This is a genomic window from Peredibacter sp. HCB2-198, from assembly GCF_045999315.1.
In the GTDB taxonomy this organism is placed as follows: domain Bacteria; phylum Bdellovibrionota; class Bacteriovoracia; order Bacteriovoracales; family Bacteriovoracaceae; genus Peredibacter.
On sequence record NZ_CP174607.1, the window covers coordinates 2,262,068 to 2,279,174 of the forward strand.

General features: G+C 42.4%; 19 protein-coding genes. 11 read left to right on the forward strand and 8 right to left on the reverse strand.

Translation table 11 applies throughout. The annotated features are described in order from the left end of the window. Positions 1-14: 14 nt before the first annotated feature. Entirely contained in the window at positions 15-1,058 is a 1,044-nt protein-coding gene (locus tag ACJVC5_RS11230; RefSeq protein WP_408095604.1) for an NAD(P)-dependent alcohol dehydrogenase, read from the reverse strand. 123 nt (positions 1,059-1,181) lie between these two features. Between ACJVC5_RS11230 and ACJVC5_RS11235 the strand changes: the two genes are divergently transcribed. Both ACJVC5_RS11235 and ACJVC5_RS11240 read left to right on the forward strand, forming a co-directional pair. Continuing rightward, positions 1,182-2,471 (forward strand): hypothetical protein, encoded by a 1,290-nt coding sequence (locus tag ACJVC5_RS11235; RefSeq protein ID WP_408095605.1) that lies wholly within the window; start codon positions 1,182-1,184, stop codon positions 2,469-2,471. A 69-nt stretch (positions 2,472-2,540) separates the two neighbouring features. Then, positions 2,541-3,257 carry an SDR family oxidoreductase gene (locus tag ACJVC5_RS11240; protein WP_408095606.1) on the forward strand — a complete coding sequence of 239 codons (717 nt, stop codon included), beginning with the start codon at positions 2,541-2,543 and terminating at the stop codon, positions 3,255-3,257. Here the strand turns inward: ACJVC5_RS11240 and ACJVC5_RS11245 are convergent. Continuing rightward, positions 3,254-4,090, reverse strand: a complete 837-nt coding sequence (locus ACJVC5_RS11245; RefSeq protein ID WP_408095607.1) for an MBL fold metallo-hydrolase — start codon at positions 4,088-4,090, stop codon at positions 3,254-3,256. The genes ACJVC5_RS11240 and ACJVC5_RS11245 overlap by 4 nt on opposite strands. 144 nt (positions 4,091-4,234) lie before the next feature. Between ACJVC5_RS11245 and ACJVC5_RS11250 the strand changes: the two genes are divergently transcribed. The 6 genes from ACJVC5_RS11250 (at position 4,235) to ACJVC5_RS11275 (ending at position 8,841) form a co-directional block, all read left to right on the forward strand. After that, positions 4,235-4,981, forward strand: a complete 747-nt coding sequence (locus ACJVC5_RS11250) for a hypothetical protein (protein WP_408095608.1) — start codon at positions 4,235-4,237, stop codon at positions 4,979-4,981. Between the two features lie 58 nt (positions 4,982-5,039). After that, positions 5,040-5,354: a hypothetical protein gene (locus ACJVC5_RS11255; RefSeq protein ID WP_408095609.1), complete on the forward strand. Its 315-nt coding sequence runs from the start codon at positions 5,040-5,042 to the stop codon at positions 5,352-5,354. Positions 5,355-5,496: 142 nt separating this feature from the next. Beyond that, entirely contained in the window at positions 5,497-7,002 is a 1,506-nt protein-coding gene (locus tag ACJVC5_RS11260) for an ATP-binding cassette domain-containing protein (RefSeq protein WP_408095610.1), read from the forward strand. 2 nt (positions 7,003-7,004) lie between these two features. Next, positions 7,005-7,421, forward strand: coding sequence for a very short patch repair endonuclease (locus ACJVC5_RS11265; protein WP_408095611.1), 417 nt, complete (start codon positions 7,005-7,007; stop codon positions 7,419-7,421). Between the two features lie 7 nt (positions 7,422-7,428). Continuing rightward, on the forward strand, positions 7,429-8,241 hold the full coding sequence (locus ACJVC5_RS11270) for a class I SAM-dependent methyltransferase (RefSeq protein WP_408095612.1): 813 nt from the start codon (positions 7,429-7,431) through the stop codon (positions 8,239-8,241). A 15-nt stretch (positions 8,242-8,256) separates the two neighbouring features. Next, positions 8,257-8,841 (forward strand): MarC family protein, encoded by a 585-nt coding sequence (locus ACJVC5_RS11275; protein ID WP_408095613.1) that lies wholly within the window; start codon positions 8,257-8,259, stop codon positions 8,839-8,841. 4 nt (positions 8,842-8,845) lie between these two features. Here ACJVC5_RS11275 and ACJVC5_RS11280 read toward each other — a convergent pair whose 3' ends face one another. Beyond that, a complete protein-coding gene (locus ACJVC5_RS11280) occupies positions 8,846-9,418 on the reverse strand; it encodes a hypothetical protein (RefSeq protein WP_408095614.1) in 573 nt (190 codons plus the stop codon). Positions 9,419-9,531: 113 nt separating this feature from the next. Between ACJVC5_RS11280 and ACJVC5_RS11285 the strand changes: the two genes are divergently transcribed. Next, a complete protein-coding gene (locus tag ACJVC5_RS11285; protein WP_408095615.1) occupies positions 9,532-10,980 on the forward strand; it encodes a hypothetical protein in 1,449 nt (482 codons plus the stop codon). On the opposite strand, the gene ACJVC5_RS11290 is transcribed toward ACJVC5_RS11285, so the two are convergent. The 5 genes from ACJVC5_RS11290 to ACJVC5_RS11310 all read right to left on the reverse strand — a co-directional run bounded on the left by ACJVC5_RS11290 (position 10,972) and on the right by ACJVC5_RS11310 (position 14,169). Then, on the reverse strand, positions 10,972-11,790 hold the full coding sequence (locus ACJVC5_RS11290) for an alpha/beta fold hydrolase (RefSeq protein WP_408095616.1): 819 nt from the start codon (positions 11,788-11,790) through the stop codon (positions 10,972-10,974). The genes ACJVC5_RS11285 and ACJVC5_RS11290 overlap by 9 nt on opposite strands. After that, positions 11,787-12,722 (reverse strand): SRPBCC domain-containing protein, encoded by a 936-nt coding sequence (locus ACJVC5_RS11295; protein ID WP_408095617.1) that lies wholly within the window; start codon positions 12,720-12,722, stop codon positions 11,787-11,789. The genes ACJVC5_RS11290 and ACJVC5_RS11295 overlap by 4 nt, the downstream gene beginning before the upstream one ends. After that, complete coding sequence (locus ACJVC5_RS11300) at positions 12,703-13,071, reverse strand: ArsR/SmtB family transcription factor (RefSeq protein WP_408095618.1); 369 nt, start codon at positions 13,069-13,071, stop codon at positions 12,703-12,705. Before ACJVC5_RS11300 ends, ACJVC5_RS11295 begins: the two co-directional genes overlap by 20 nt. A 196-nt stretch (positions 13,072-13,267) precedes the next feature. Beyond that, positions 13,268-13,816: a nucleotidyltransferase gene (locus ACJVC5_RS11305; RefSeq protein WP_408095619.1), complete on the reverse strand. Its 549-nt coding sequence runs from the start codon at positions 13,814-13,816 to the stop codon at positions 13,268-13,270. After that, entirely contained in the window at positions 13,813-14,169 is a 357-nt protein-coding gene (locus tag ACJVC5_RS11310; protein WP_408095620.1) for an ArsR family transcriptional regulator, read from the reverse strand. Before ACJVC5_RS11310 ends, ACJVC5_RS11305 begins: the two co-directional genes overlap by 4 nt. A gap of 206 nt (positions 14,170-14,375) precedes the next feature. Between ACJVC5_RS11310 and ACJVC5_RS11315 the strand changes: the two genes are divergently transcribed. Together ACJVC5_RS11315 and ACJVC5_RS11320 are read left to right on the forward strand one after the other, a co-directional pair. Beyond that, the gene (locus ACJVC5_RS11315; RefSeq protein ID WP_408095621.1) at positions 14,376-16,307 is read left to right on the forward strand and encodes a methionine--tRNA ligase; all 1,932 of its coding nucleotides are present in this window, start codon (positions 14,376-14,378) and stop codon (positions 16,305-16,307) included. Positions 16,308-16,313: 6 nt separating this feature from the next. After that, a complete protein-coding gene (locus ACJVC5_RS11320) occupies positions 16,314-17,102 on the forward strand; it encodes a hypothetical protein (protein WP_408095622.1) in 789 nt (262 codons plus the stop codon). The last annotated feature ends 5 nt before the right edge of the window (positions 17,103-17,107 follow it).

Consider the following 17,107-nt stretch of genomic DNA (forward strand, 5'->3'; position numbering starts at 1 on the left):
CGCTGAAATCAGAATTAAATTTTCGCCATATCCATCACAAACCGATAGCGAACATCACTCTTCACAACACGCTCATAGGCCTCATTTACTTGAGATGGAGAGATGAGTTCAATCTCTGGAGTAATTTCATGTTTGGCACAGAAATCAAGCATCTCTTGAGTTTCTTTAATAGAACCAATCAACGAACCTGCATACGATCTGCGTTTCATGACTAAAGGAAATGGATTAATTTCAAGCGGTCTTTCAGGAAGACCAACTACAACAAGTGTGCCATCAGTTTTTAAGAGATTGAAATAATCGTCCATATTGATTTCGGCCGACACAGTATTGATGATTAAATCAAATTTGGCCGCATTCTGCTCAAATACTTCAGGATTTTTAGTCGAGATAAAATTGTGCGCACCAAACTTCATGGCATCATCACGTTTTTTGTCTGAGTGGCTGATCACAGTTACATCTGCACCTAGCGCGGAAGCGATTTTTACTCCCATGTGACCAAGTCCGCCCATTCCAACGATTCCAACTTTCTTTCCAGGACCGGCCTTCCAGTGACGAAGAGGAGAGTAAAGTGTGATACCTGCACAAAGAAGTGGTGCGGCCTTATCCAGGGGAAGTGACTTGGGAATTTGTAAAACGTAATTTTCATCCACAACGATCACATCAGAGTAGCCACCTTGAGTGGGAGTCACTCCATCTTTCTCTTTACTGTTATAGGTGGCATTGAAGCCCACATCACAGTATTGTTCAAGTTCAGCTTTACAGTGAGCGCATTCACGACAAGAGTCTACAAAGCAACCAACTCCAACGTGATCACCCACTTTATATTTTGTGACCTTTGATCCGATGGCACGAACGACACCTGCGATTTCGTGTCCGGGAACGATTGGGAAGTTGGCCTCACCCCATTCGTTTCTTACGGTGTGAATGTCAGAGTGACAAATCCCGCAGAACCTGATGTCGATGATAACGTCATGTTCTTTTGCCTCACGACGTTCGAATGAATATGGTTTGAGAGCTTCTTTGGCATTAAAGGCCGCTATTCCTTGTGCTTTAATCATATGTATCTTCCTTGAATAGGGGTGAGTCCCAGTTTGAAGAGATTGTACAAGAAATGCTGTGCATAATGTTACCTCCAAAATGCTACACTTGCTGAGACGGGCCCTTTAGGAGATAAAAATTGTATGAAAAGACTATTTTTCCTCTTCTTGATTAGCTTCTCTCTTGTTTCTTTTGCGCGGGATTCTGTTGGTGAGCAAAGAACTGCAGTTGTGTTCTTTGATCTTTTAGAAGATGGCAAAGAGCCTTCGATAGATCTTTATAAGAAGGCCATTTTTGATGAAGCGAAGTCGGTAAGTCATTATGTGAAAGAAGTCTCTCATCAGAAGGCCTGGTTAACGGGAAAGACCTATCCATGGCTCAGATTGAAAGGATTAGGTAAAACTTGTTACCTATCAAGTAGCGACGTTTTAGAAACAATCATTCAGAACAATCTTCTGGACCTTACTCAAGTTGACCGTCTTTTAGTGTTTAATCACATGAACCATACAGGTGAGTGCGCTAAGAACAATAGTTTTGGTTTCTCCACTCATGGAAAAGAAACTTATCGCACTTCAATAGGTGAGGTGAAGTTGAGTCTCGCTCAGTTTCATGCCACTAATCGGTTTGTTCTTCCAAAACTTCCGGTTCAACCTCTTTCAAATATCACTTCATCAGTTATTGCCCATGAACTTGGTCATTCCTTTGGTTCAACTGGGCACTCAAATATCTTGGATTGCGGTAAAGACATTATGAGCTTTGACCGTTCTCAGTGCACTCAATCGGCAATCGCCGATATGTTCACACTACTTGGGGGAGAAGGTTTTTTTAGACCGTCACTTCATTTTTCTGCCTGTCACAAGGAAGAGCTAGGATGGATCGGTGTTAAAGACGAAAGTCTTGTTGTGATCAATAAAGAGAATAAATCTCGAATTGTGAAACTTCGTCCTTTCTCTACTGTCGGGAAGAACGTTTCGGTTCGAATTAATCTAGAAAGTCCGTTTCCGGTTCCTTGTGTGAATCCTACTAACTGCACCGTCGCCATTCAGTCCCTTTTCTTGGAGTATAGGACCGCTCGAGGTTTTGATGAAAACATTTCAAAGCTTCCATTTGAGAGTGCTCGTTACTTCAATCAACTTGTCCTTGCCCCTGATTATTATGCGGCCTCAAAGGAAATTAAAACGAACGGTATTCAGATTCGAGGTGGCTTCTATAAGAATGATAAATGTATGACCTCATACAATTTGGATGTGACTCCAGAGTCTCTTCATTATCGTAATCCTCAAAATAATGAGGTCCTTTCTTATTCTTTATACGATAATCTCGACTCATTTCTTCTTCCTGGTATGACTTTCGCTGAATCAGTGAACGGTCTGAGTATTTCAATGAAAGAAATTGATAAAGATGGAAATGCAGTAGTAGAGATTCGCTACTGACGATCACGTCCGTATCCTGCCAGCAATCTGGCCCTCTCAGAGTTAATCTCTCCATATAGGGAGGGAACTATGAAATTCGATAATAAAACCGTACTGATTACTGGTGCCAATCGCGGAATTGGTAAGGCCCTGGTTGAAGAGGCCTTAAAAAAGAACATTAAAAAAATCTATGCTTGCTCTAGAAAACTGGAAAATCTTCCTAATTTTAAAGATTCCAGGGTCGTTCCTATCCAATTAGATATTTCCGATCTTGCGCAAATTCAGGCCGTGGCCACCAAGACCCAAGATGTTCAAATTCTGATCAACAATGCCGGAGTGGTCAGTCCTGGTGGTCTTTTTGATTGTGATCTTAAACGTGACATGGACATTAATTATTTTTCTACAATTGATATGATGAGAGAGTTTGTTCCATTTCTTGAAAAGAACTCGGATCCTCGAATTGTAAATATTGTTTCTATCGCGGCCTATGTGAATTTTCCTTTTATCGCCGGGTATTCTGCTTCCAAGGCGGCCCTGTACTCCGCCACTCAGGCCGCAAGAATTGAATTAAGTACCAAAGGAATTCCTGTTCATGCAGTCAATCCCGGTGCGATTGATACAGACATGAACAAGGGTAGTACGATGGACATGACTTCACCGGAAGACGTGGCGGCAAGTATTCTCAATGAGATTGAGAAAGAAGTAGAAGACATTATTCCGGATAAGATTGGAAGAGGAATGTATGAGATTTGGGAAAGATCTGCCAAAGAACTAGAGGCCATGTCGAAGAAGATGTACTTAGGTTAACGACCTGAGAACAGCAGAACTCTGTCTTGTTCATGTGGAGGCAGTCGTTTTTTAAGAACTGCCTCTGCTTCCTCAAGAGAGTAGCGTGCGCTTGAATGAATCAAAACAATCTTTTCACTCTTGATTGAATCCAATCTTGGGATAAGTTCGTCCAAATGGACATGGCCCCATTCTTTGGCACTCGCGATGGTTTTCCTTTCATCAAGATAGGTGGCCTCCATCAAGAGAATCTTTGATTTTGCCACTTCAGGTGCTTTATCTAAAAATTCAATTTGGGTATCTCCAGTAAAACTCACCACCAGCTCAGTTCTTTCCTCCGTGGGATCCTCACCGCGGGCCCTTGCCTTGGCAACCTCTTCCGATGGCAGGCCCTCAAGATCTTTTCGTAGTTTTCTGAATTTACGATAGATGGAATATCCAAGCGAAGGGATTCGATGAACGGTTGGAAAAGTTTTCACTAAATGGCGGCTCGATAATGTGAAGGCCTCATTCGCTTTAAGTCCGATGAACTCAAATTCATATTGATGTCCTTCAATAAGGCCCCATTGATTCATGATCTCTTTCATAGGATCAACCATGCTCTCAGGCATGTAGAAGTGTGGTGTCTTGTGAGAGTGCATGGCCTTTTGAGAAATCACATAAGGAATGCCAGCAGCGTGGTCCATGTGCCCATGCGAAATAAGGAAAGTATTCATACCAATTGTATGAGGGAGACCTTGCGCGACATCAAAGGCGAGTGATAGTTCAGGGAGAGCAATACTTGTTCGAACACCTGCAAGTGATAGTCCTTTAAAGCTGAGTCCTGCATGTGCCCATTGAGCTGGCTTCATCATATGGATATTATTCCTTCATGAAAAGTTATCGTAAAGACTCTGGTTCAACATCCAGCAGAAATAGAATAGGCCTTTAATTCAGTTGAGTGTTCTTTAGTTTAAATCCATGCAGAAGATTTTCATGGAGCAGCTTAAAATAGCCAAATGGAAACGGTAACAAATTACACCTCATATTTTATTTTGGCACTTTCAATCGGGATTCTCGTCGCCTCACTTCGCATGCGTCACAGTCTTAAAAAAGAGATTAAAAAGAAAGATGAAGCGTTGAGGATGAAAGAGACCGAGTTCAATGAGTTGCGAATGCTTGCTGCAGGTGTGACTCATGAAATTAATAATGCCGTAACCATCGTCATAGGAAGGACCGATCAATTGGCGAGAAAAACTGATGATCCTCAACAAGAAAAAATTTTCTTAAGTATCAAAAAGGGCTGCGATCGTATCGTGACAAGTGTGAAAGGTCTCAGACAGTTTATTTATCCAGACACTAAAGAAGTTGAGACCTATATTGATCTGGGAAAACTGATTGAAGATGTCATGAAGCTCACTGGGCAGCGACTCCGAAATCATGGCATTCAAATTCGTCTGAGAGGTGTGGAGAATAAGTTTGTTCGAGGACGAATCAGTCAACTTGAACAACTTTTAACCAATCTTTTAAACCAATCTGTGGAGAGGCTTTCTGATCTCCCCGAGAAATGGGTCCAACTCATTGCTGCTGACGAGCAAGGTGGCCTCAATATTTATTTCATGGATTCTAGTGGAGGAATTGGTGACAAAATCAGCCACAAGCAATTTAGTGAGATCCTTGAGAGGAATCACGGGCACTTGACTGTGAATCAGAACAATCTTGTGATGGAACTATCAAAGCCAGCACCCGAGAAATTTCATATTTGACCTCAACCTAACTTGAGGTATTACAATGCCTCCTTATTAACGTTAAGGGAGGAGTTGTATGGATTATTCCTTTTATAAGGTGATTCATTTCGCAAGTATTGCAGCGATGGTTTTTAGTCTGGCGAGGAAGTCATATCTTCTGTTTGGTCTTTTCTGGATTCTTGTTTTTGCTTCATCATTTGGTTTGGTTTCGGCACTAGGGCTGCATGAGAACTTTCCAAAGTGGGCGAACGCTAAGTTTGGACTTTGGATCATCATGGGAGTTTTGGCATTAGTGATGAAGTTTAAACCTCAATTAGGGAAGGCCTTCAGTGGTATTACTGGAGTCTTAGTTGTTGTGGCGATCTACTTGGCGGTCTACAAACCTTTCTAATCATTGAATCTTGCCCTATTCTTATCAAATTGTGCTATGATAGCGGTCCGGGTCAACACCCGGACTATATGAGAGCATAAACCATTCTAAATCTATCCATTTAAAAAATTAGACAATGCCTTTCGAGGCATGGAGTGGTGTTATGACGATAGTTTTCAATCACGTCGGCTTTGAATGGCCGAACGGTCAATCCGTATTTAACGATATTAATTTTTCACTAGAGTCCAAGATCTATGGTCTGATTGGCCCTAATGGTGTGGGAAAAACAACCCTCGCCAATCTTCTCCTTGGTGACCTGGAACCGACAAAAGGATCCATCGCCAAAGGAACTGAGGTCGTGCGTGTGTTTCATCAGAAAGAAACACCTCCGAATATTTCCATTGCTGAATATTTGATGGAGACCAATGCCTTTGAGGAGCCTTTATTTTTGTCTTTTCTAAAGAATCTTTCTTTGGAGCAAGTTTGTTCGAGTTTAAGTGGTGGTGAATGGGCCCGTGTGAGACTTGTGAAGACCGCGGCCTCTGGTGCTTCTTTTATTATTCTTGATGAGCCTACCAATCATATGGATCGCGAAGGAAGAGAGGTCATTCAGGAGTTTCTTAACTTCTTCACAGGCGGAGTGCTGATTATTTCCCATGATCGCGAAGTTCTGGAACGAGTTGAGAAAATTATCGAACTTTCAAACCAAGGATTGTCTTTATTTACTGGCGGCTGGGGTGAGTATTCTCTTTGGCGCGAACGAGAGCGAAATAAACTTGGACATGATCTTGAAGAAGCAAAGAAGAGAAGAACAGCCAGTATTGAAGAGCGACAAGAAAAAATCGAGAAACAGCAAAAGCGCCAGGCCCAAGGAAGAAAGTTAGGTCTTAGTGGTAGTTTGCCTCGAATCCTGGCCGGTGGGCGAAAGAGACGAGCGCAAGAGACCTTGGGCGATATTGATAAAAACACCATGGAAAGACTTAATGAGGCTGTCAATGATGCTTGGGACGCTTACCAAAAGCTAAAAATTGATCCAGTGATGTTTGCCAATCTCCCACAAGTAGAAATTCCTCAGGGAAAACTCATTGTAGAGGCGCGAGACTTTAATTTTCACTTCAAAGGTCAAAAAGACCTTTGGACGAATGATTTAAGTTTCTCTTTCCATGGGCCCTCTCGAATCGCGATTACCGGGGCAAATGGTTCAGGTAAATCCACATTGCTTCAACTATTCTTGGGTAAAACCTTGTCGGGAGAGAAAAAAGGCTCACTCAGTTTTGGGTCAGTGGAGATTGGTCTAATTGATCAAAACTACTCTGTCCTTAATCATGAACAGAGCGTGTTTGATAATGTGAGAGCGGTCACTCAAATCAGTGATAAAGACCTTCGAAATGCTTTGGCGATGTTTCTTTTTCAAGGAGAAAGAGTCTCACAAAAGGTCTCAGAGCTTAGTGGGGGAGAGAAACTTCGAGCTTCTTTGGCGAAGGTGCTTTTATCTGAACCGGTTGCACAGGTTTTAATTCTGGATGAACCGACGAACAATCTTGATATGCCCAATATAGAATTTCTGGAGAGTCTTCTTTTGGAATATAAAGGTGCCTTGATTGTTGTTTCTCATGACAGTGTCTTCTTGGAAAATTTGGAGCTCACAGGGATCATTGAGCTAAGTTAATTATGGAAAAGAATTTAAAAAGACATGTTCCGAAGTTCGTTCCTCCAGAACGATCTCGGATCATGTCCAAAATTAAAAGTCAGGGAAATAAATCTACAGAACTAAAACTCAGGATGTTCCTGGTTAGAAATAAAATTTCCGGCTGGCAGATGCAAAGGACAGATCTGCCAGGCAGACCAGATTTTTATTTTCCAAGAAAAAAAATTGTGGTCTTTGTGGATGGCTGTTTTTGGCACGGGTGTCCGAAATGTTATCGAGGCACAAAGAGTAATCAGGCATTTTGGAGTACCAAAGTGCAATCTAATAAGAAGAGAGATCGACGCAATAATAAGTACTATCGCGACATGGGAGTGAAAGTTGTAAGAATCTGGGAACATGAGATTGATAAGAAGAAAGAATCGTTATACGGTATTCTTTGAGGTGACAATGAAAGTTTTATTTCTTACAGCTGCATTAGTTTTAGTTTCTTGCTCTCACAAATACCCAGACCCATCATCTCCGCTACCTGAGAACATGGAAGAAGCGGTAACATCTAATTTTCGTACCCCTGAAAATGAAGAACGTGATGAATATCAGCATCCAAAGGAGACTTTGGATTTTTTTGGAGTGAAACCAACAATGACCGTGGTTGAGATTTCTCCAAGGGACGGCTATTTCACGGAAATTCTCGCTCCCTACTTGGCAAAACAAGGACAACTGTATCTGGCCATTCCACGAATGCCGCCAAGACCCTCACAAGTACTAAAAGAAAATGAGAAAAAGCTTCAGGACATTCTGTTGAGAAACCACGAAGTTCAAAACCATACAAAGATCATTCCCTTTGAACCCGTTGATAAGAGAAATAGAATCCCTAAAGACTTTGCGGACGCGGTTGTGACATTTAATAGTGTTCATAATTGGGTGGCGAAAAGATCGGCCCAAGCGTCTTTCCAGTTCTTCTATGATGTTCTGAAACCAGGTGGGACTCTTGGAATTGTTCAACACAGGATTCGTGCTGGAAAAAAACGAGTACCAAAGAGCGGTTACATGTATGAGAAAGAAGTTATTTTCTTTGCCACCAAGGCCGGTTTCAAACTGGTTGATAGATCTGAAATCAACGCTAATCCAAGAGACACCGCTGATTATCCGGCCGGTGTCTGGACCCTTCCTCCGACTTATCGTTTAGGTGATAAGGACAAAGATAAATATGAAGACATCGGTGAAAGTGACCGAATGACCTTGAAGTTTATAAAGCCTTAGCCTTACAATAAGCCAATGGAAAATCAATTTTTTAAGGCCTTTATTTCTCTCTTCGTTGCTATTGATGCCCTTGGCGCGCTTCCATTTCTGGTAGGGCTCACTAAGAAGCTCTCTGAAGAAGATAGAAAGAACCTCATCTATCGCGCCACTGGTTCTGCCTTAATGATTGGATTGATTTTCATTTTTGGTGGTCGTGCGATCTTTAATTTCCTAGGTATCACAGAAAGCGACTTCCGCGTGGCAGGTGGTTTGCTCCTTCTCGTATTTGCCATTCGTGATCTTCTCGATTCTTCAAGTCACCAGGGCGCTGCTGCCCCAACAAGAGTTGGAATCGTTCCTATTGCCGTACCTCTCATGATGGGGCCAGCCGCTCTTACTACTTTGATGGTAGGAACTGAACAATATGGTTTTACCATCACAGTCCTAAGTTTAATGATCAACCTTGCCATTGTATGGGTGATGTTTGCCCGTGCGGGATGGATTGTGAATAAGCTCGGAGAAGATGTGAGCGATGCTGTGACAAAGATCTTCTCACTTCTTATTGCGGCCATCGGTGTGATGCTAATTCGCTCGGGCCTGATTGAAATGTTTAATCTTTAAAAACTTATTTTTTAGGATAGGGAACAGTCATACCTTTATCAAAAGGTAGCTCAACACCGAGTTCTTTCTTCGTAAGTGCTTTTGAGGCCTTCTCATCCAGCTTCATTTTGCAGTCTGTGCCTGTGATAGTGTAGACCTTCGCCGAAGTACAATAGGCCCTGTCTTTTTCTGTAGGCTCGCAGGCGGGTTTATTAACGACTTTGTTTCCGTTTACAACTTCTGCGCTTCCACAGTATTCGGCCTTCACCGAGTGTCCCTTACAAGTCTTTATATCAATGATGCGATTTTCACCACATGAACCGCTGTATTCAGAGGTCATAAGATAAAATTTGCTTGCAGAAATATAGAAGTCTGAGAAATTCCCGCCTTCTATTTTGCAGTTTCTTTTTCCATTCAATGTAATCCAGGCCGGGCCTTCCACTCCTTCGAGTAACTCTAGAGTGATTTTGTCACTGATCTTATAGAATCCTGTCGTGCCTTCGCGTTTTGTAATTTCTAATTTACGAAACGAGCAGTCTTTCGCGAAAGAATATGAGGTCACAGTAAGGAGGGCCAAGAGAGACGCAAATTTATTCATATAATTATTTTAACTTTATAAATCGTTTCGGAATATCAAATTCCACACTCTCTCAACATGTGGAGCATATTTTACCTACTCCAATATCAACCACTAACCATGAGAAAGACAGAATGACTAAACTTTTACCTCTTTCAATTTTGTTACTTAGTCTCGTGAGCTGTGGCGGAGGCGGCGGCGGCTCTTCTTCAGCGGAACAAGCGACTAGTGACAATCCTGCGATTACACCAACACCAACAACACCAGATGAATTCCCTCAAGGGTTTGATGATAAGGTCATTACAAAAAGTAGTGTGACTCACGTTCCGATGAATCTTATCTCGCAGGAACTCACCATGACTTTTGATCCAGTTGCACAAACGGTGAAAGGTCACAGTGTGATTAATTTTAATACGAAACAAGAAGGACGTCCTTATTTCGAACTTCAAGGAACAGTCTCAAATGTAAAAATTGATGGCACCTCTTCGGACGTGACCAACATCACGGATCCGGATGGCCAAAACCAGACCTATAAATCGGTCAATGAATCAGTTGCAAGTGGTGACACTCACACCGTAGAATTCGATTACACTCTTCCTTCTGGTCGCGTGACCTTTACGGGCGGTGGAGTGAGATTCCTGACTGACATGACGGACCTTAACGGAAAGTTCTTCGAGTACTGGGGACCAACTGGTTTTGAAGAAGATCAGTTTGCGATGACTTTAAATCTAAAAGTCGCGAACGGAACATCTTCACATAAGCTGAGAACGAACGGAGAAATTACTTCTTCCGAGCAATCGGCCTGGAAGATCGTTTTCCCGGATTACTATAGTAAGTCTTCTTTCTATGTTCATTTAACAAATCAATCTCTTCCTTCAAAGACCTTGGTCATTAGAGGAATTGAAAAAGACATTCCTGTGGAAGTTTACGGGGTGACTCAGTCTCTCGTTGATACGGCAGCGGCCCAGCTTCCGGGACTCTTTAAAGAACTTGAAGGGGATTACGGTCCTTATCCTCATACAAAATTCTTGGCCTACATGAATGATCGAAGTGGGGGAATGGAGTATGTGGCGGCGACCATTACCAGTGTTGCTTCTATTGACCACGAACTTCTACACTCTTGGTTTGCTCGAAGTATGATTCCGGCCGATGGAAGAAGTGGATGGATTGATGAGGCCACTGCTTCTTGGCGAGACTACGGTTATTCGCGTGCTTCAAGCACATTAAATCGTTCAGCGACGAATCTTGCTAACTACTCGCCGTTTAGAAAAAGTACACCATCGAACGTGTATGTCGATGGACGAGCGCTTTATGCAGAGCTGGATCGCCAATTTGCCAATATTGGTGGACTTAAGCCAATGCTTAAAGCTCTTCACGCAAGTTACAAGCACAGCGTGATCAATAATGAAATGTTTTGGATGTTCCTTGAGAGTCAAACCGGGATGGACCTCACAGCATTTCAGGAAAGATACGTGACTGGAAACTCGGCGGAAGTAAGTCTTAAGAGTGCGACAATTTCTGAGATGGGCGCTTCTAAGCACCCAACTCCATTAACCCAAGAAGAAATCCTGAGACTACGGTAGTCTCAGGAACTCTTCGATTAATCCTGCAACATATTCTGGCGAACGCGATCCGGGCCTATGGCCGATCGCCTCGCCTAAATAATCTCCGTGTCCACCTGGAACAATCATGAGACGTGAATTGGGAATGAGATGAGTAAGTTCAACGGCGTGCTCTGGCTTTGTGAGATCTTTATCTCCAATCAGAATCAGAGTTTGCGCTTTCACCTTAGACACTTCCTTATCATCCATGTCCTTCCAATTTCTCATGCGAGCAAGATCCTTATCATGCATCACTCGAAGTTTTCTGGGATCTGGATTTACTTTCAAAAAAGCGTCCTTGAGCTGCTGAGGCATGTTCTCGTAGTTTGCTTTATTGTTGATGAAGTCCCAGAACCAATCATGACCTCCGGACTTTTTTGTAATGTTGGAAGCAAAGATGAGTTTGCGAACTCTTGCTGGGTCTTTGATGGCGACGTTCATCGCAACACTTGCCCCGTTACTAAAACCGAAAATATCGGCCTGAGGAATGTTTAAGTGTTTTAGAAGTGTGATCACGTCATCGGCCGAGGTTTCAAAACTGACTGGTGCATCTCGATCACTGGTGCGGCCATGACCTTGCTCTTCAATCGCAATGACTTTGCGATTTTTTGCGAAGAGGGGAAGGACCTTGCTCCAGGTGATCTCAATTGTTGAGCCACCACCGTGCAGGAGTACCAGAGGCACTCCGTCTTTTTTGCCGTGTACTTCGTAATACATCTTGATGCCGTTTACAGGAGCGTAATCTGCAAAGGCAGAAGTCACTAAAAGAAGTCCGATTATAAATAGTTTCATAGAAGTTCATCCAGTTTATCGAATGAACCTGTCCAGCCCATCATCATGCCGGCCTTCTCATCATGGAAAGCTTTTCTTTCTTCTGCTGTCGCTTGGCCATGAACTTCAGTTTTAAGAGTCACGCGAGTAAGATTTGGTCCTTCAGTTGCGAATTCAACTGTGCTGATCATTTGCGAAGGCCAAGTCGGTGCCCCCGGGTGCTTCGAAGGATTTCCGTTCTTGTCAGCAAACTCCTGAGTATAAATGATACGAGTCACTGGGTTAATATCTAGATAATGAGACTTACCAAAGAAAGTAAACTCACCGTTCGACATTGAGTAGAACGTAGTATTACCGGTTTTAATTTCCCCACTAATCACTTCCATATTAAAGCCCTGAGGTGGAAGCCATTTTGAAAGATGCTTCACGTCGGTCCACATCTCAAAAACTTTCGCTTGAGGTGCTTCAAAAGTGCGGTTGATCACAAATGGATCTTTTCCAGTGATCTCGTGATCAAGGTATTCGGCAAGACGGTCCCAAGTTGAGTTGCCGTTTGCGAGTTTAATAAATTTCTTGATCTCTTTGGCCGCTTCTGGAGTATCAAGGGCCATGATCATCACCATGATGGTTTTTCCCAGTTCCTCTTTAAAAGTAACTGTTACAGTGAAAAGTTTTTGGCGTTCTTCATTTCCACCGTGATCATAAACCAGACGCTCATAGGGAACCACTTCGTGATAAGTCGCGATGTTTGGATAGTCCACGCCATCTGGGCCATGCATGGTATAGATCCACTTTCCACCCGGGCGAAGATCTTTACTCTTAGTAGTAATAGTAAAACCACGAGGTCCCCACCAATGGACCTGATGCTTGAGATCTGTGAATGCTTCCCAAACAAGTTTTACAGGAGCATCGTAAACGCGAACAATTTCTAGTTCATTTGGTTTTGCGGCCATGGGATTTTCCTTTGGTTTTATTTTTACCCTGAATTTCTTTTAAGTATTCATCGAGGCGATCAAAGCTCTCTTCCCAAGCGGCACGGAATTCTTCGATCCAATCAGTGGCGTCTTTAAGAGGAGTGGGATTGATCTTACATGAGCGGTATTGAGCGTCCTTGGTCTTGGTCACGAGCCCGGCTTTTTCCAAAACCTTTAGGTGCTTGGTGACGGCCGGAAGACTCATGTCTTTTAAGAACGGCTTTGCTAAATCTGTTACGTTCGCCTCGCCCTTGGAAAGTTGCGCGAGCATGGCCCGACGAGTGGGATCGGCCAAGGCGGCGAAGGTTGAGCTTAATTCATCTTGCATATTAAACCTTTCGGTTAATTAACCATTAAGTTAAATATAAAGTGAAAAAAGATTGAAGTCAATTTGTGATATAACCTAAGGAAATGATTAGGGATTTTACTTTCGCCAGCGGAAGCGGGTGACTTCGAGGCTTAGAATAGCTCTCGTCTAATAGCGAGAGCTATTCTAAGCCTCGAACCTATTTTGTCAAACTTTCTTACTCAGTTTTCATTCTGAGATTTGATATAAATTCTTCGAAAATGTTCTTCGCATTTTCTTTCTCGCACCATTTTTCGATACTCGATAAATTCACAGGATGCTTTCGTGCCACCATAAGTGCTTGTTCAATTCCAACACGATCTTTGAAGTGGATATATGTGGCCAGCCTGTCTTTAACACAATCAGTGGGAGAGAGGATTTTTATGGTTGTACCACCAACGGTCGTTTCATCAGGTTGAATGTGGATGTCATCTCCGATCTCTAATGGACCTTTAGGGAATTCAATATAAAGATGTTTACATTCCGGATGAATGAAGTGGCGACGCTTGTCCCTTATAAAGCCAATTTCGGCCATGATTTCTGGAAGATTAGTGACAAAGTAGTTTGTGAGAATGAGATCCAGGTCACCAGACTCGTACGCACCTTCGGTATAAATCGAAACTACAGCTCCACCTACCAAAACAGTATCGATGCCTCGGTCCTTTAAGTGACCTGCAACATACTTCCATAGCTCTTCTTCTGTACAAGTCTTAAAATCAATTTTCATGCTCTATTTTTATCTACTTTAGACAAAACAGGCTTGTTGCGGCGGCGAGGTCTGCGTCGTTCAGAGAACATCTGTTCTTTTTGTTCGAGAGGAATTGAATCATAGAAGATTTGAATGAGTTCTTTCAGTTTCTTGGTTACGCCAATTTTCGGATTGAAAGTGTAGATTCTCACTTTTCCCATTAGCTTACTCACTAGGATTCCGCCTTCTTCAAAACGGTCTAGTTGTTTTTGCACTTGGCTCAAGGCCACACCCATATCTTTCGATATACCGGAAGCGTAAGCCTCTCCATAATGAAAGAGATAGAGCATTATCTTAGCGGCGGTCACGTTTCCAAAAATTGTTTCAATCATGGCTTTATTTTACCTACTTTGTAGGTGGTGTCACCTATTTAATAGGTGGATTGACCTATAAAGTAGGTAGTATGACCTACAAAATAGGTCGATACATCTTTGTGAAATTAGATAGTTAGCGCGTTTTAATCAGAAGGGTCATAGTTTCAGCTATTTATGGGCAGATAGTATGGTCTCTCCGTGAGCAATTTATTAGAATATTCCCCATGAATAAGCCATTTACACCCCCACAAAATGTTAAAGAAGTCCTCGAACGTGTAAACCGCCCAAAAACTGCGGTCGTCACTGGAGGTATGCCATACGCTAACGGTCCTCTTCACTTGGGCCACCTTGCTGGTGCGATTGTTCCACCAGATATCATGGCCCGCTATATGAGGATGCTCATTGGTAAAGACAATGTGCTTTTCGTATCAGGGAACGATGATCACGGTTCAACTTCTGAAGCGTCTGCAGTGAAGGCCGGTAAAGGTGTTCGTGAATTCATTGATGAGATTCACGCAAAACAACTTGAGACCGTAACTCGCTACGGAATCTCATACGATATTTTCTCTGGAACTTCTCAACCAGATTGTTATCCAACTCACGCAGAGACTTCTCAGGAGTTCATGCGCAAGATGTGGAAGAACGGTCTCCTTGAAAAGAAGACGACGAATCAGTGGTATGATCCGAAGATCAATCGATTCCTTCAAGATCGTAACGTGACAGGAAAGTGTCCGAATCCAAATTGTACAAATGAAAGTGCTTATTCTGATAACTGTGAAGTTTGTGGCATGGAGTATGATCCGTCACAACTTCTAAATCCAAGATCGGCCCTTAGTGGGGCGACTCCAGAGTTGAAACCGACTGCTCACTTGTGGATGGACATGACTAAAGTTCAAGACCAATTGGTTGAGTGGCTAAAGTCGAAACAGAACAAGTGGAGAAAGGGTGTTATCAATCAGGTGATGGACACAGTTCTACCTGCGTTCCAATTTGATAACGTTCATGAGCCGATCTATAAAGAAATGAAAGCGAATCTTCCGAAGCATAAGTCTCGTTATGCTCCAGGAAAGAAAGTTGTTGTTCAGTTTGAGAACAAGGAAGATTTCATCAACGGCATGAATATGATGTCGGTGCAGGAGATTCCGGTTGAAGTGATGGATGGCTGGGCCCACAGATCAATTACTCGTGATGTGGTTTGGGGTATCCCTGTGCCGGAAGAAATTGATCCGGAGATGAAGGGCAAGACACTTTACGTGTGGCCGGATTCTTTGATCGCTCCGATTTCATTCTCAAAGGTTGCACTTAAAAATAAAGGCAAAGGTCCTGATGAGTGGAAACGCTTCTGGACTGAGTCTGATTCACGTGTGTTCCAGTTCCTTGGGCAAGATAACGTTTACTTCTACGTTCTTATGCAAGGAGCGATGTGGTTCGGCACACAAGCTGATCCAAATAGACAGCCAGTCCCTGGAGAGTATCAGTTGACGGATATCTTCTCAGTGTTCCACTTAATGGTGGATGGAGAGAAGATGAGTAAGTCCCGTGGCAACTTCTATTCGGCCGATCAACTGACAAATGAAATGGGCTTTGATCCAGATCAAGTTCGTTACTTCCTATCCACTCTTGGGATTGCTGAGAAGCCGTCTAATTTTGAATTTGAAACGTTCAAAGAGAGAAACAAGTTTCTTGCGGGGCCTATGAATGCGGCGATTGAGAAGCCAATCTCGGCGGTTCATTCGCGCTTTGATGGTAAAGTTCCTGATGGGAAACTTCTTGAGAAGGCCGAGAAAGAAACGATGAAGATTGTTCAGCTTTATCTTAAGAACATGGAGAAGGGCGAGCACCTCACACTTCTTGGTCAGATCGAGAACTACGCTCGTTTAATTAACTCGTTCTTCGTTCAATATAAGCCGCACGATGATCGTGCCGACCTTGAGGGCCGCAAAGACGGTCTTTATACAAGTTTCTACATCCTGAAGAACCTTATGATCATGTTGTACCCATTCGCGCCTCAGACGATGGAAAGAGTGAGACAGAGTCTTAATCTTCCAGAGACTGTTTGGTCAGTGGATGAACTCGGGACGGGAATTCCGGCCGGACATGTGATTGGGCAGAAGGGAAGTTACTTTCCGGGAGTGGAAGGATTGGAAGTAGATTAGTAATTTATGAATATTGGTTTTTGGAACCTTAATAATAAAGATTTAATAGCAGAAGTTAAGGGTTTGGCCTTTGAAAAATCTTTAGACTTGATAGTTTTAGCTGAAAATTTTCGGCATCCGATCAATTCGAAAGATCTTTCCGATCCCAATTTTCAATACGTTCGTCTCAAACTTAATAGTCGTTTGAAAATTTTTTCACTTGTATCAAAAAATACACAATTACGAATATTAGATGAAAGTCCTTATTATTCAATAATAGGAATAACACAATGTAATACTTCTTTCCTTCTTGTTGTGCTACATCTACCTAGTAAATTATGGGCGACAGATGATGATCGTTCGATACCAATTACTGCCATCCTTGAAGCATTGAAATTACATGAAAAAAACTTTTATAATCGAACAATTGTATTAGGAGACTTTAATCTGAATCCTTTTAGTAAGCCAATGATTCATGCTGGATTATTAAATACAACTAACTGCAAAAAAACTGTTTCTAATTTGAAGAGAAAGGTTGCCGGTACTCAATGCTCATACTTTTATAATCCAATGTGGAAATTCTTTTCAAAAGATTTTGATGGTTTCGGTACATACTATTTTCATGGATCTGGGGCTGTTATTTTTAAATGGAATGTGTTTGACCAAGTAATCTTACGTCCTGAAATGCTCAAATTTTTTGATGAACCATCCTTGGAAGTAGTAACTACTATTAATGGCATTGATCTCGTGTTAAAAAATAAAAACATAAGAAAATCTGACCATTTTCCAATAACGTTTAGTCTCATTGTTTCTTAAGGAGA